The 14515-nt window shown below is 55.5% G+C and carries 15 protein-coding genes; 5 read left to right on the top strand and 10 right to left on the bottom strand.

Going from position 1 to position 14515, the window contains the following annotated elements; genetic code table 11:
• Positions 1-77: 77 nt before the first annotated feature.
• From arsC to KJS47_RS11695, 4 genes are all read right to left on the bottom strand, one after another.
• The gene (gene arsC / locus KJS47_RS11710) at positions 78-500 is read right to left on the bottom strand and encodes an arsenate reductase (thioredoxin) (protein WP_213525238.1); all 423 of its coding nucleotides are present in this window, start codon (positions 498-500) and stop codon (positions 78-80) included.
• A gap of 85 nt (positions 501-585) precedes the next feature.
• Positions 586-1878 (bottom strand): arsenic transporter, encoded by a 1293-nt coding sequence (locus KJS47_RS11705; RefSeq protein WP_213525237.1) that lies wholly within the window; start codon positions 1876-1878, stop codon positions 586-588.
• A gap of 13 nt (positions 1879-1891) precedes the next feature.
• Complete coding sequence (locus KJS47_RS11700; protein ID WP_374707024.1) at positions 1892-2248, bottom strand: ArsR/SmtB family transcription factor; 357 nt, start codon at positions 2246-2248, stop codon at positions 1892-1894.
• Between the two features lie 318 nt (positions 2249-2566).
• Positions 2567-3277: a YhcN/YlaJ family sporulation lipoprotein gene (locus KJS47_RS11695; protein WP_213525236.1), complete on the bottom strand. Its 711-nt coding sequence runs from the start codon at positions 3275-3277 to the stop codon at positions 2567-2569.
• Positions 3278-3556: 279 nt separating this feature from the next.
• Here KJS47_RS11695 and KJS47_RS11690 point away from each other — a divergent pair, with 279 nt between their 5' ends.
• Positions 3557-4570 (top strand): ketoacyl-ACP synthase III, encoded by a 1014-nt coding sequence (locus KJS47_RS11690; RefSeq protein ID WP_213525235.1) that lies wholly within the window; start codon positions 3557-3559, stop codon positions 4568-4570.
• A gap of 314 nt (positions 4571-4884) precedes the next feature.
• On the opposite strand, the gene KJS47_RS11685 is transcribed toward KJS47_RS11690, so the two are convergent.
• The 4 genes from KJS47_RS11685 to KJS47_RS11670 all read right to left on the bottom strand — a co-directional run bounded on the left by KJS47_RS11685 (position 4885) and on the right by KJS47_RS11670 (position 7379).
• Complete coding sequence (locus KJS47_RS11685; protein ID WP_213525234.1) at positions 4885-5205, bottom strand: hypothetical protein; 321 nt, start codon at positions 5203-5205, stop codon at positions 4885-4887.
• A complete protein-coding gene (locus KJS47_RS11680) occupies positions 5198-5521 on the bottom strand; it encodes an alpha-helical endospore appendage domain-containing protein (protein WP_249716325.1) in 324 nt (107 codons plus the stop codon). The genes KJS47_RS11685 and KJS47_RS11680 overlap by 8 nt, the downstream gene beginning before the upstream one ends.
• Before the next feature lie 81 nt (positions 5522-5602).
• On the bottom strand, positions 5603-5890 hold the full coding sequence (locus KJS47_RS11675; RefSeq protein WP_213525233.1) for a nucleoside-diphosphate sugar epimerase: 288 nt from the start codon (positions 5888-5890) through the stop codon (positions 5603-5605).
• Positions 5891-6011: 121 nt separating this feature from the next.
• Positions 6012-7379 carry a UDP-glucose dehydrogenase family protein gene (locus KJS47_RS11670; protein WP_213525232.1) on the bottom strand — a complete coding sequence of 456 codons (1368 nt, stop codon included), beginning with the start codon at positions 7377-7379 and terminating at the stop codon, positions 6012-6014.
• A 254-nt stretch (positions 7380-7633) separates the two neighbouring features.
• Between KJS47_RS11670 and KJS47_RS11665 the strand changes: the two genes are divergently transcribed.
• On the top strand, positions 7634-8611 hold the full coding sequence (locus KJS47_RS11665; protein WP_213525231.1) for a UTP--glucose-1-phosphate uridylyltransferase: 978 nt from the start codon (positions 7634-7636) through the stop codon (positions 8609-8611).
• Positions 8532-9488 (top strand): UDP-glucuronic acid decarboxylase family protein, encoded by a 957-nt coding sequence (locus tag KJS47_RS11660; protein WP_213525230.1) that lies wholly within the window; start codon positions 8532-8534, stop codon positions 9486-9488. Before KJS47_RS11665 ends, KJS47_RS11660 begins: the two co-directional genes overlap by 80 nt.
• Before the next feature lie 58 nt (positions 9489-9546).
• On the opposite strand, the gene KJS47_RS11655 is transcribed toward KJS47_RS11660, so the two are convergent.
• Positions 9547-10557, bottom strand: coding sequence for a glycosyltransferase family 61 protein (locus KJS47_RS11655; protein WP_213525229.1), 1011 nt, complete (start codon positions 10555-10557; stop codon positions 9547-9549).
• A gap of 211 nt (positions 10558-10768) precedes the next feature.
• The gene (locus KJS47_RS11650; protein ID WP_213525228.1) at positions 10769-12010 is read right to left on the bottom strand and encodes a glycosyltransferase family 61 protein; all 1242 of its coding nucleotides are present in this window, start codon (positions 12008-12010) and stop codon (positions 10769-10771) included.
• Positions 12011-12141: 131 nt separating this feature from the next.
• Here KJS47_RS11650 and KJS47_RS11645 point away from each other — a divergent pair, with 131 nt between their 5' ends.
• Positions 12142-13515, top strand: coding sequence for a nucleotide sugar dehydrogenase (locus KJS47_RS11645; RefSeq protein ID WP_306433028.1), 1374 nt, complete (start codon positions 12142-12144; stop codon positions 13513-13515).
• A complete protein-coding gene (locus KJS47_RS11640) occupies positions 13512-14483 on the top strand; it encodes an NAD-dependent epimerase/dehydratase family protein (RefSeq protein WP_213525227.1) in 972 nt (323 codons plus the stop codon). Before KJS47_RS11645 ends, KJS47_RS11640 begins: the two co-directional genes overlap by 4 nt.
• Positions 14484-14515: the final 32 nt, after the last annotated feature.

Raw genomic sequence — 14515 nt, 5'->3', positions numbered from 1 at the left:
GGGACGGGTCAAAGCGTGCGCAGCTGGCAGCCGGCTCCTTGCGCTCACTGGCCGATTCGACCTCGAACCGCCGCTTCTTAACTCCCTTCTCTTAAAAACTGTTCGATCCGCTGCCCGATCGCGTCGCGGGTCTTGCGGAAAGCATCCAAAATGTCTTCCTCCGTTCCAGTTGCCCGGGCCGGGTCCTCAAAGCCCCAATGCCACCTGGTAACCTGCGGATTCCGGATGACCGGACAGTGCTCGTCGGCATGGCCGCAAAGCGTAATCACATAGTCGGCCTTCTCCAGCAGCAGGGGGTCCAGCACATCGGAGGTCTGCTCCCTGATCTCGACTCCCGCTTCCCGCATAATCTTGACGGCACGGGGGTTCAGCCCATGCGCCTCCAGCCCGGCGCTTCTCACGGTATACCGGTCCCCGCCCATTGCCCGAAGGAAGCCTTCGGCCATTTGGCTGCGGCACGAATTGCCCGTACAGAGAAAATAAACAAGCGGTTTGGTCATCGTTCTCTTCCTTTCCGTCACATTTCTTACTGTCTCATTCCTTGCTTTCGCAGAATAACCGAAGTAAGCTCTCCCGCCTCTGCCGTTACACAACTACCCGCAGCCATAGATACAGGCCGCAGAGGGTCAGGAACAACGTGGGAATGGTCAAGACGATTCCGATCTTGAAGTAACGCCCCCATGTAATACGAATCCCTTTGCGCGCCAGTACGTGCAGCCACAGAAGAGTCGCCAGCGAGCCGATCGGCGTGATCTTCGGCCCCAGGTCGCTGCCGATCACATTGGCGTAGATAAGGGCTTCCCGGATCGCGCCGTCCGTCGCGGTCCCCTGAATCGCCAGCGCGTCGATCATGACCGTCGGCAGGTTGTTCATGACCGAAGAAAGGAAGGCCGCCAGGAACCCCATGCCGACGGTGGCCGCGAACAAGCCTTGGTCCGCCATCGCCTGGATCCAGCCGCCCAGCACGTCGGTCAGTCCTACGTTGCGCAGGCCGTAGATGACGACGTACATGCCGATCGAGAAGACGACAATCGACCAGGGAGCGCCCTGGATCACTTCCTTCGTCCGGATCGCCGGGCTGCGTCTGGCGGTCAGCAGAAACAGAACCGCCACGGCGCCCGCGGCCAGCGAGACCGGGATGCCGAAGCTCTCGCTGGTCAAATAGGCAAGCAGCAGCACGGCTAGAATGCCCCACGAGAGACGGAACAGCTTGACGTCCTTGATGGCCTCCCTCGGCTCTTTCAGCTCGGACCGGTCATAGCTCTCCGGAAGACTCCGGCGAAAAAAGAGATAGAGCACCAGCAGACTGGCCAGCAAGGAGAACAGATTGGGTACGAGCATCCGGCTCGCATAACGGACGAAGCCGATGCCAAAAAAGTCCGCCGAAACGATATTGACCAGGTTGCTGACGACAAGCGGCAGCGAGGTCGTATCGGCGATGAAGCCGCTCGCCAAAAGGAACGGCAGCAGCATCCGTTCCTCGAAGCGAAGCGCCCGCACCATCGCCAGAACGATCGGCGTCAGGATGAGCGCAGCTCCGTCGTTGGCGAACAACGCAGCTACGACGGCACCGAGCAGAATGATCGATACGAACAAGAGCTTGCCGTTTCCCCGGGCGAGACGGGCCATATGCAGAGCGGCCCACTCGAACAGGCCGATCTCGTCCAGCAGCAGCGAGATGAGAATAATGGCGACGAACGCCACGGTGGCGTTCCAGACAATTCCTGTCACGGCAGCGACGTCCGGGAAGCTCACGACTCCGAAGAGCAGGGCGAGCAGCGCCCCCAAGGACGCGGACCATCCGATGCCAAGTCCTTTGGGCTGCCAGATGACTAACGTTAGCGTAATGACAAAGATCAAGCTTGCGATAACAACCATAACGTCCCCCAATTTACTTGCAGCAGCTAGCTCGCGAGGATACCGTACCGGCGGGCCGGAAGAGGCAGCATAGCTGCTCGGACAGCAAACCTCCGATTTCGTCCGGATTGAGCGCGTAATGGCTCCAGGTTCCCCTTGTTTCCTTCGTAATCAGCCCGGCGTCGAGCAAGATTCTGAGATGATAGGACAGCTTGGACTGCGGCATCCCGACAATGTCGGTCAGATCGCAGACGCAGGTCGTCCCCCGCTGGCACAGCTCATAGAGAATCAGCAGCCGTTTCTGATCCGCTAGCGCCTTGAACTTCTGCTCATACCCATCCAGCGGAGGCGGCGGCGCACTCTTCGTGCGCAGCGGTATGCATTCCTTCAACTCGTCGTCCTCCTTTCCCTGGCAGCAGGTGCGGACAATGATGTCCGGCTAGGCCGCTGACCGGTTCCAGACGGCCAGAATCGCGGTCCACTTATTTCCCATTCATCAAAACTTTTTGATGTATTTCCGTGTTCTAACATTAGCACTCCCAAAAGCGGGCGGTCAATCTATAGATCAAGTTTTTTTGATTTAGTAAAGAAGATCGACGACATGCTCGAAATCGTGTCCGCCCACGGGCGGCGGCCATATGGGCCATAAACCGGCGGATCGGCAGTCGAAAAGGCGGAGCCTGGAGACTCCGCCTTTTCGACTTGCTCGTTATTTGCCAGGGTGCCCCATATGGGGATTCGGCATTGTGTTCGGCGGCTGGGGTGCCGCCGGAGTGGCGCCAGGCGCCGACGCCTGAGTCGGGAACAGCCGCTCGACCATCGTGCTGAATTCCCGAATGAAGCCCGACAGCGGCCGGCCGCTGCGGACATCCTGCGCATACACGCTCATTCTCTCGACGAAATCCGGGTTGGCGGATACATAGACGTCCCGGATGGAAGGGTCTACGGCTTTTATCTTCTCGGCGATCTTCTGCTTCACCTGCGGCGCCACGTCCCCGATGACGGGAGAATGCTGCCCCTGGGCTTGCGGCACATTGGTCAGCGTAGAGCCATAATGCAGCACGACGGCGGCATAGGCATTGTTGTTCGTCAGCACGACGTTGGCCGACTTGACTTCATCCAGGCTGGCGACGGCGTCCGCCGCCTGCTGGCTCATCTCCATCCGGCCGTCGGACATCGACCGCATCCGCTCGTTCGCCCGCTCGTTCATCTGGTACGGGACCGATGTCGGAGCCGGCACGATGCGCTGCAGATTGTCCGTCTGGTTCGCCCCAAACGGCTTGGCCTGCTGCATCCCCTTGTGGTTGACGTCGTTCGCTCCCTGCCGCACTTCTCTTCCGCACCCGGTCAGAGATAACGCAAGTACGGCCGACGCCAGGAGAAGACCGGCACCAGCGCGCAATCGGTTTTCGCTTCTCATCGTTAGAGCACTCCATTCTTGATGTGGATTTGGATTGTGATTTGGATCCGCCTCGGTATAGCTTGCTTCTCCTTCCAGTCTGATATACTCCTTCGGGCATTGCCTTTCTTCTCCAAAGGCGAGACTCGGCCGCAACAAGCGAGCGTTTCCTGACGGTCAGCAAGCGTCGCAGCCTCATAAGCCAAGCAGGCTTGACGAAAGTCGCTGGATCGGCTATCGTTAACTTATGAATTATGACCTGGTACTAATAGCTGATAATAATTAAAAGGAGATGACGCCATGAGCTTCGTATCTACTTCTTCTCCCACTGCAGGAGCCGCCATCACAGCTTGGGGGAGCTATGTACCGGAACGCATTCTCACGAACGGCGATCTGGAGCGCATCGTCGACACCAGTGACGAATGGATCGTCCAGCGCACGGGTATCCGTGAACGCCGGATCGCTGCTGAAGGGGAGTTCGCCAGTCATCTGGCGGTCGCCGCCACCCAGGATCTGATGCGCCGCAGCGGCAAGGACGTAACGGATGTCGATCTCATTCTGGCGTGCACGCATACGCCCGATTATCCGCTGCCGGGCGTCGCCTGCCTGGTGCAGCAGCATTTTGGCATTCGCGCGGCGGGCGCGCTGGATTTGAACGCAACATGCGCAGGCTTCGTCTACGGTCTGCATCTGGCCCACGGCCTCATCAAGGCCGGGATGCACCGTAAGGTGCTGGTCGTCGCTTCGGACACCATGTCCAAGGTGACCGATTATACGGACCGGACGACCTGCATCCTGTTCGGAGACGGTGCGGGCGCCGCGCTCGTAGAGGCGGACAGCTCCGGCGACCGTTTCCTCTCCGCCTGTCTCTCCTCGGACGGAAGCGGCGGCCGGATGCTGTACCGGACCGGCTTGTCCGGCTTGCTGGCCGAGCAGGGACAGAGCGCAAACCAGCCGGGGACGATAGTGCAGAACGGCCGCGAGGTATACAAGTGGGCGGTTTCGACGGTACCCGGAGGAACGAGGGAGCTTTTGGCAGGAGCGGGAGTCTCCGTTCAGAACCTCGACTGGTTCGTGCCGCACAGTGCCAATCTGCGCATCGTGGAGGCGATTACGGACCGCCTCGGTTTCCCGATGGAACGTACGCTTACGAGCATGGAGCGGTACGGCAACACCTCCGCTGCCTCTATCCCGCTGGCGCTGGTGGATGCTGCCCAGGAAGGCCGGCTCCGAGACGGGGATCTGGTCGCCCTGTACGGCTTTGGCGGTGGCCTGGTGCAAGCGGGCGTGCTTGTCCGCTGGACTGGCGTCTAACGCCGGCGCAGTGGCTCGGACTGCGGCGAAAGGCCGCCGGGAAAATTCCCGGCGGCCTCGTTCGCGTATCCGCTCCCAGCAGCTGAGCGTGCGGCCGGGCTCCGCGGCATGCCGTCCGCACACGCTCACTACGCACGCCGCCAGACTCCGCGTATCGCCGCTCTCCTCCGCGGCACGCCTTCAGTGCTCGCTCACTCCGCTCGTCGCCAGCCTCTAGCCACGCCAATCGCCTCCGCGGCACCCTCCGCGCTTGCTCACTCAGAGCCGCCAGGCTCCCGGCCCCGCCGCTCGCCTTCGCGGCACGCCGTCCGCGCTCACTCCGGCTCGCAGCCGCCCGCCTCTGCTCTGCCGCCCCGCCTGCCGGGGCAGAGCCCGCGCCGGAGCCATATCCGGCCTGGCCGGCTGCGGAACACACGGCGCAGCCGGTGCCCGGCTATCTTCCCCGCCAGCACCAGCTGATAGCGGCACAGCGCTTCGGCATTGGCGAGGAGAGTTCCCGCCCCCTCCGGTGCACCCAGACCGGCCGCAGCGGCCGTCTCGATGAGCGAAGCCAGCGCCCGCTGGCTTCGCGCAAGCGATTCGAGCAGCTCGAGGCGAAGCTCGTTCTCTCGCTGCACCAGCCGGGGATCAGTCACCGCCGCCTCCGAACATATCTCCGAAGCCGCCGCCCTGCTCGGGCTCGCCGCGGTCCAGCAGCTCCTTCAGATTGCGGGCCAGCCCCTGCTCCATCTTGGTCAGCCCATCGATCGTCTCGATGATCGATTCGTGGATCTCGATGGAGCGGCGGTGGAACGTCTCAGAGCTGTCGAACGCCTCCGGCCGGATGTGGCGCAGGATCCAGCTTTGCGATTTGTCCGCCTCCACCACCTTGGCCTCCAGAATTCCCGCTACCTGCTTCTGAATGCTGACTGCCGCTTCGAGAATGCGCAGCATCTCGTCTTTCCGGTTCAATCAGGCTCCCCCTCTCCTCCCGCTAACCGGCGCAGCCGGTGGGTTCCGCCTCGCTTCTCCCGTCCGTCTGCGCCCCCGGTTTCAATCGTCGTCCTCTTCCTCCTGATTCAGCTCCTTGATCACGAAGGCCAGATTGTCCGCCAAGGCGAATTCCAGGTCCGCCAGACTGTTCAAGTATCCACCCACGCTCTTGGCTACCACCATCGACTGCTCCATCATCCCGTCCGGATCGGCATTCTTGTCGTGCGGGATGGCGATCAGCAGCCGTGCCGCCTGCTCCGCCTCGCTGCGCTTAGCTTCGAGCAGGCGGGCGAGATGCAAATGAGAATTCGCCATATAATGAATGGCCCGCGTAATTTTGCGTTCCACTTGCGGTCCTCCTTCCTGCATTCTGTATGACAGACGAAAGTCTATGAAGTAGTCTAAGAAGTCCTTCGATACGATATGCAGAAGCTTTCTTCCTGGTCTCTGTCCACGTTCCCATTTCCATTTAAGACTCCAGGGGAATGCCAACTCCCTGATACCGGTACCCCATGGCGCGAAACCTTGCAGCGGGCAAGCAATTGCGGGTGTCCAGAAGATGAGGGGTCCTCATCGTACAAACCATCTCTTGCCACGGAAGCATCAAAAATTCTTCCCAGTGCGTCAACAGCAGCAGAGCATCGGAACGAACCGCCGTGTCCTCCCCCCGTTCACAATAAGCAATCGGCAGCTCTTTATTTAAAGCCCGAAACATAGGCATACCTTTTGGATCGTAAACGCTGACGTGAGCACCCATCTCAAGCAAATTCCTAATGAAGAAAGAGGCCTGAGTAGCTCGGGCATCGTCCGTATCCGGCTTAAAGGTCAGACCAAGAATTCCTATTCGTTTTCCGTTCAAACTGAGCAGCATGGCTTGCAATTTTTCAAGGCAATAGCTATGCATTTCTTCATTTGACTGAACAGCCGCTCTGACGATGTCCATCCGGGTACCGTAGCGTCCGCTAGTCGCCAGTAATTCCATTGTGTCCTTTGGGAAGCAGCTTCCGCTCCAGCCGGCGGATACCTGCAAAAATTTGGGCCCAATCCGTGTATCCAATCCCATCCCGTAAGCAACATCCTTCACGTTGGCACCGAGCTTGTCACATAAGCGAGCTACTTCGTTAATGTAACTTACCTTGACGGCTAGAAAAGCATTGGAGACATATTTGATCATCTCGGAGCTTTTGATGTCGGTCTCAAAATACACGGGCTTCGGCTTGTCAGCATCCCCGTACATGAATAGCTTTTCCGGATAATTCCTATCAAGGATAGGCTGAAATAGCCTTCTCAGTCTCTGCCGGGACCTGTCGTCCTCCACACCTACCACAATACGGTCGGGGAAAAGAAAATCGCCGAGAGCAAAGCCTTCCCTTAAAAATTCTGGATTGCTGACAACCGAAAATTGAGTCCCTCTCTGCAGGCCGGATTCCTTCTCCACAAGGAGAGAGAAAAAATCAGCCGTTCCAACAGGAACGGTAGATTTCAGAACAATCGTCGTATGCTGACGGGAATCGAGAACGCGTGCAATGTCTTCCGCCGCCCGCTTTATCCAGGAAAGGTCAGCGGAGCCATCCTCTTTGGAGGGCGTGCCTACACAGATAAAGATAAGCGAAACTCCTTCGAGATCCTGATAAGAAGTCGACGCTCGAAGGGTTTTTCCGCATATTTCCGCTAATAGGGATTGCAGACCGGGCTCATAGATCGGGCTGATTCCTTCATTAATCTGGTCCACCTTGCGTCCGTCCAAATCAATGATAAGCGTATCGTATCCCAGAGCCGCGAACGCAGCACCTGTCACGGTTCCCACGTAACCGGAGCCTATGCACGCTATCTTCATTCTATTTCCCACCTCCCCCTGTGGCTTATGCGTTAGTTTATGCGAGGAAGGTGTCCCTTCCCCGGGCGAACCCCCAGGTGGAGCAAAATCGGCTCTTGTCTCGCCCTCCAAGTCCAAATAAAAGAGAATAGTGAATTCGTTTATAGCGGATAGGAACGATTGTCATATGCTATCGGTAATCGTGACTAGATTCCGTGGTAACAGGCCACCTTGTCCTCTTCCAAGAACGCTTCGAAAAAAGGAGGAGAGCCATTTTGAAGGTAAAGACGGCAATCATTCCGGCTGCGGGATGGGGGACACGTTTCCTGCCGGCGACCAAAGCGGTTCCGAAAGAATTGCTTCCTATCCTAGACAAACCAGCCCTTCAATATGTAGTCGAAGAAGCAGCAGAAGCCGGAATCGAGGAGATTATCATCGTCATCGGACCGAACAAGAAGGCAATTCAAGCGCATTTCACAAGAAACAGCGAGCTGGAAACCGTGTTGATGCACAAAAATCTTACGGATGCTACTGGAGAACTGGATGACCTGCTGGCGAGAATAAACCTCCGATTTGTCATTCAAGAACAAGCACTAGGACTCGGTCATGCGATAGCCTGTGCACGCCCCTTAATCGGCGGGGAACCATTTGCCGTCATGCTTGGCGATATGGTAGGCGATAGCAGATGGAACGCAACAAGACAGTTGATCGACGCCTATAATGAGCTGGAGCGACCGATTGTCGCGGTGGAAAGCGTACCTTGGTCGGAGATCGAAAAGTTCGGAATCGTCGAGGGCATTCGGGTGGGACGGCGGTTAATGGAAATCCAATCCCTTGTCGAGAAGCCCGCTCCGCCCGCTCCTTCGAACTATGCCATGATGGGCCGATATATCTTGGAGCCGGCTATCTTCGATATTCTGGAGGCAACGCCACCGGGACGGAATGGAGAGATTCAACTGACCGACTCCCTGCAAACTTTAGCAGGGCAAGAACGTATCTATGCTTACGAGACAGAGGGGAAATTCTATGATGTCGGTGACAAATTAGGATACTTGAAGGCAACCGTGGAAAAATCGCTGCAGCATGCGAAGCTTAAAGAAGAGTTTGCGCAGTATCTTTTCAACATGGACGCGGGTCTAATAAAATCCCTCACTAGAGAAGAGTTGAATAGCGATGACGAACATTTTAGTTACGGGAGCTGCAGGGTTTCTGGGATCCCATTTAGCCAAAGAACTGGTGGCGGCCGGGCATAAAGTGATCGGAATCGACAACTTCTCTTCGGGCAAACCTTCGAATCTTCACGAAATCTCCGGATACCCGTCCTTTCTTCTTCTGACCCTTGATGTTGCTAAGCCTTCTATCCTCCATCAGGAAGAATTACAAGGGATTGAAGAGATCTACCACTTGGCCTCTCCCGCATCCCCTAGGGATTACCAGCGTAATCCCTTCGCCACCATAGCAGCCAATACAGCCGGAACCAGCCATATGCTGGAACTTGCCGCCAAGAACGGAGCCAAGCTTGTCTATGCAAGCACCAGTGAAGCCTATGGGGACCCCGAGGTGCATCCGCAGCCCGAGGAATACAAAGGGAATGTGAATACATGGGGTCCAAGGGCATGTTACGACGAATCCAAACGATTAGGGGAAGTTTATTGCTACGAATATCATCGCCAGATTCAACTGCCCGTAAAGGTAGCGAGGATCTTCAACACATATTCGGGGGGACTACGCAACGACGACGGACGCGTCATCTCAAACTTTGTTACGCAGGCATTGAACGGAGAGGATATCACGGTATACGGAAACGGCTCCCAAACCCGGTCCTTTTGTTACGTAACCGATACGATTCGCGGACTGATCACTCTGATGGAGAAGGATGCAGCGAATGGCCAAATTATCAATATAGGGAATGACACGGAGTACTCGATTCTTGACATCGCCCATCTGGTCAAGGAGTTGACCGGTTCCTCCAGCAGAATCACCTTCCATCCGCTGCCACAGGATGACCCTCAGCTGCGCCGTCCTTGTTTGACCAAAGCCCGGACTTTACTGGGATGGGAGCCAGTGGTGACTCTTCGGGAAGGGCTTCTCCGAACTATTGAAGCATATTGTTCTCAGATGGGCCGCTGAAGGCGTTTTACGGCAAAACCAGTACGGGGCATATCGATCCTGCCCCCTGCTGGTTTTTTTATTGTCCTATTGTTTGAAGCAGCAAGCGCAAGCGCTCCTCTTCCACGCTAAATTCGGTAAGGGCATTCATTTCCGACCCGATCAAATAGTGGTAGTCCAAGCCCACTTGCCGGCTAATATTCCAAAAATACCTCTTCACAAAGTTTCTTGGAAACAGTTCGATGACCTTTGTATCCGGCCGGCAAAAAACAAGATTGGTCAAGCCAGCTCCATGGCAGGATACAATGCACTTAGCTAAGGCGAACATCCCAATTTGCTCCTTAAAGGGCATCCCCTCTAAAGAAACGGTCTGAAAGCCTCGCTCCGTCAACACACGGCGTATAGCCTCCTCGTTCGCCAATCTACGGTGTCCCGCCCGGGAACGAGTCACATAGAGCTTTTGATCATTAATCAAAGAATGATCCTGATCCGTCAAGAATGCATTTCTAAGAAACCGGCATGCCCAGCCAGGATACCCTATGGCCATTGGAGGAGTCGTCGTCACCAGACGTTTGGCGCAGAGATGAAGCCGGTCATGAGTATGAATCCGCATTTCCGGCTCAATGCCTAGATGGTCCAAGGTTTCCTGCTGAAAAGCCAGCCCGTCCTGGTTGACAATATAACGATCGATACGGATTCCGTTGCGGCGTATCAAATAGAGCCTCGGTAGAACGTCAAACATCCAGTGAAAGTAATTGGCACTGAATACGAATGCCAAATTGGCCGCCGTCCCGTCAAATCTTTCAAGAGGGTAGGGGATCCACTCCTTTAAGAGAGGATGTGCCGAGCCGTAAACAAGCCCCTTCACCGGATCCCAGTCCCACGACATATCCCCCATCAAACGATGGTCCGATGTAAGGACAGCCCCATTCTTGCCGTAAATCCTTCCTTCTTTAACGACAGCCGTAAAACCAGGAGGCTGCGTATGAGACGGGGTTTGAAAGCATACGGGAGGAGCTGGCTGCCCCCCTTTACTCTCTTGTCCACTGGCTTCGGCATCGTCTTCTGTCTCCCAGTAATAGCGCTTCAACCGCCGCCCGCCGAAGCGGCGAGCTATCCACTCTTTTGTTGAACGGACTAGTTCTGGGGGAGAACTGCCGAAGGTTGTTCGCCTCGCAATAGATACTCCTTTCCTGTGCTTCTTCAGGCGATAGCTCGTTCCCCTGCCTCTCCTCCTGCCGGCCGGCTTTCTTCTTCCTTTTCTTCTCGAACTCACTCAGTCTCCCCCCCGACAGAAGAATTCAACTTAATTTGGCGGCGGTCAGCAGCCGGCTCAGAAGCCCGGGATCCATATGGAAGTCGGACGCGCCGGCCCAAGAAACAACCGCCTGTGGACGATCTTTTCCGATCAGGTAATAATAATCCAGCGCATTGTGGCTGCTTAGCATCCAGTAGTAACCAGGCGTATAGCTGGGGGCGAACAACTCAAACACCTTAGTCCCCGGCATGCAGAATGCAAGATTGGCTAAGGCCGCCCCGTGAGGAGCTACTATCGCTTCCGCATTGGCAAATAGCCGAATCTGCTCGTCAACCGTCATGTACTCGGGAGTGATGGTCGTAAACCCATAGGAAGCAAGCAAGCGAACGATCTCCTCTTCGTTGATAAGCCGTCGCTGTGCTGCATGGGCCCTGCTGATATAGAGTCGTTTGTTGCCCCGCTTGGAAGGCGCTCTGTTCTCCAAAAATGCTTGACGGAGAAACTCAACCGCCCATTTGGCGTATGCGATTGGCAGCGGATAATGATTGTCCGTCCAGGTGAATCGGCTGGTTAATGAAGGGACGACAAGCCTTCTGGCTTGCAAATGGAAGCGATTGTGGGTGTAGATGACCTGATTAAGCGGCACCCCCATTAGCGACAGCGTCTCGTTTTGAAAAGCCGGAGCACCATCCCCGCAAATGATATAGCCATCGATCGCCCGGCCGCTGTAGCTAAGCAAACCTAATCGCGGCAAGACGTCCAGCATCCAATGGAAGTAATTACCGCTGCTAAAATAAGACAGAACACCAAGAGTTTGATCGGTCTTCGTCAAGCTGTGCCCTTCCCATTTGTGAAACACGGAATGCCGCCGGTTCATGATGTAATCCCATGTAAACTCCCAAGAGACATCGGCCAGAAGCTTATGATCGGGAGTTATGACAACGCCGTTCTTCCCCCAGACACGGCCATGCTTGACAACGGCGACGAATGCCTCGGGCGAATAAGCGCTCCGTTGCTGGAAATGGCCATGCACGGGACTGTCCAATCCTTTTGCTTCTGAGTAGACGGCTTCTTCTTCCGGATGAATGACTTGCAAATACTTGGATGGAGGATCGCCCGACTGCTTACTCCGGACCCATTCTTGAGTAGACAGGACGCTTTCTCTCGGGCAAAACTCGCGTGATTTGTTCCGTCTTTCCTTGCGCCCGTGTTTCCTCTCTCTTCTTTTTCTTCTTTCGCTTTTTCGGCTGTCTTCTTGCTTCTCTTTGTTTTTGTCATGGGGCAACTGCCTTTCCTCCCTTCCGTGGCACTAGCCGACTACATCCTATGCAGGGCAGAGGCTAACCTCCTAGTCATCCATCTTGATGACCCCAGGATGTGCTATCGTCCAATAGAAACGGGAGTTATCCGGTCGTTTTGTTGCATACGTCCAAGCAGGACCATTCCCTATTACATAGACTGATCCATGTATATCCCGGGAAAGGTGGGCTGCTCCTGAATGCACCGGTCGAACAACCAGGGCTTTCCAAGCTGTCTGTCATTGGGCTTGGCTATGTAGGGCTGCCGCTGGCTTTGCATTTTTTGGAGAAAGGATTTGAGGTGCGGGGAATCGATTCCGACTCATCTAAAGTGGAAGCATTGGCCAAGGGAGTAAGCTACTTGCCGGATGTGCCGGACAATCAGATAGATGCCGCTATACGCTCGGAACGTTTCCTGGCTACCAGCGATTATTCCGCCGTGGAAAACTCAGACGCAGTAGTGATCTGTGTGCCTACTCCTCTTAACTCCGACCATACGCCGGATTTGCGTTATCTTCACACGGTTTGCCGTCAGCTGGGCGGGCATCTGCAAACCGGCCAGCTGGTCGTCCTGGAAAGTTCCTCTTACCCTGGGACGACAAAGGAAGTTCTTCTGCCCATGCTGGAACAGCAGGGCTTTCGTGTTGGAGAGGATCTCTTCCTTGCCTACTCACCCGAACGGATTGACCCCGGAAACAAAGCCTACACGGTGGAACAGATCCCCAAAGTGGTAAGCGGGGTAACAGCTGCATGCCGTGCGCGCATCGTCCAGCTGTACGGGCAGGCGTTCGAGCATGTAGTGCCCGTATCCTCAACTGAAACAGCTGAAATGGTGAAAATGCTTGAGAACACGTACCGGTTCGTCAACATCTCTCTGATTCATGAGCTCTTGCTAGTCTGCGATTCTATACATGTGGACCTATGGGAGGTAATAAGAGCGGCAAGCACGAAGCCTTACGGCTTTTCACCCTTTTTTCCGGGACCCGGGATAGGAGGGCATTGCATTCCCGTCGACCCCCTCTATCTTCAATGGAAAGCGAAGCAGCTGCAGATTGAATTAAGTCTCATTGCGGAATCGGAGCGCATCAATAATCGAATGCCTGAGTATGTTGCGGGAGAGATCCTGCGGCTTCTTACCGGCGCCCGTTCCGTTCTGGTCTACGGAGTGACCTATAAAAGAGATATCAACGACGTTCGGGAATCACCGGCTCTAAGGATCCTTGAGGTCTTGAGCTCCTCCGGTGTCAATGTCCGCTATCATGACCCCTATGTGCCGGAAATCGAGCTGCATGGCCAGCGTTTCCGAAGCGTCGATCTATCGGAGGATCAACTCAGCCAGGTGGAAGGAGTCGTTATTCTTACGGATCATACCGTTCTTCCCGTGCAGTTCCTACTCGACCATGCCAGCTGGGTTTATGACGCACGAAATGCTACGGAAGGCTATAGTGGAGAGGCCAGGATATTCCGGTTGGGAGGAAGAGTCTGCCCATGAAGGTATTAGTAACCGGAGGAGCCGGTTTCATCGGCTCCCATCTCGTAGAGGCGTTGCTTTCAGGAGGACATCAGGTGGTGACGATCGACGACTTGTCGGCCGGCAGCGAGCGGGTCTTCTTTGGCGAAGCAAGCCGTGACGGCCATATCTTCGTACAAGGAAAAGTCGAAGACAGACGATTGATGGAAGAATTGATGCAATCGGTTGACCTGGTCGTTCACCTCGCGGCAGTTTTGGGAGTCAAAACTTGCGTCGAAAACCCGCTTAAGGTAATCGAAGGCAATTTGGATGGAACCCGAAATGTTCTGGAGCTGGCATTGGCCAATCAGGTTAAGGTTGTGTTCGCCTCTACCTCCGAAATCTACGGAAAAAGCGAGCAGCTGCCTTACAAGGAAGATTCCGACCGCGTCTTGGGATCTACGTTTAAAAACAGATGGTGTTACGCGACAGCTAAAGCTCTAGAGGAGCATCTGTGCGTCGGATATGCAGGAAGAGGGCTGGCTGTCACGATCGCCCGTTATTTCAATGCCTACGGTCCCCGTGCCGCCTCGTCCCCATATGGCAATGTAATCCCCAAGTTCATTACAGCGGCCTTGAGGGGAGAACCGATTCCAGTCTATGGGGATGGAACGCAGTCCCGCTGCTTTACTTATATTGACGATACAATAAGAGGGACATTGCTCAGCATGGAGGCACGACACAACGGAGAGGTATTCAATATAGGCAGCAATCAGTCCGTCACCATCATGCAGCTGGCTCAGAAGATCAAGATTCTTACCGGCTCCGACTCGCCAATTGTCCGCATTCCTTATCGGGAAGCGTTGGGAGAGCATTATGAAGACACCCCTAACCGCATTCCTGATCTAACTAAATCTTCCCGTGTACTTGGATTTAGTCCCTCTGTTGAGTTAGAGGAGGGCTTGCTTCGAACGATTGCCTGGTATCGTGCCAGGCAGGAAGACGAATAAAAAAGCAAAGAAAACAGCGAAGCGGAACAAAC

It is taken from the genome of Paenibacillus sp. J31TS4 (assembly GCF_018403265.1).
GTDB lineage: Bacteria > Bacillota > Bacilli > Paenibacillales > NBRC-103111 > J31TS4.
Note: the sequence above shows the minus strand (reverse complement) of the source record. Positions and strands in the feature narration are given on the sequence as shown.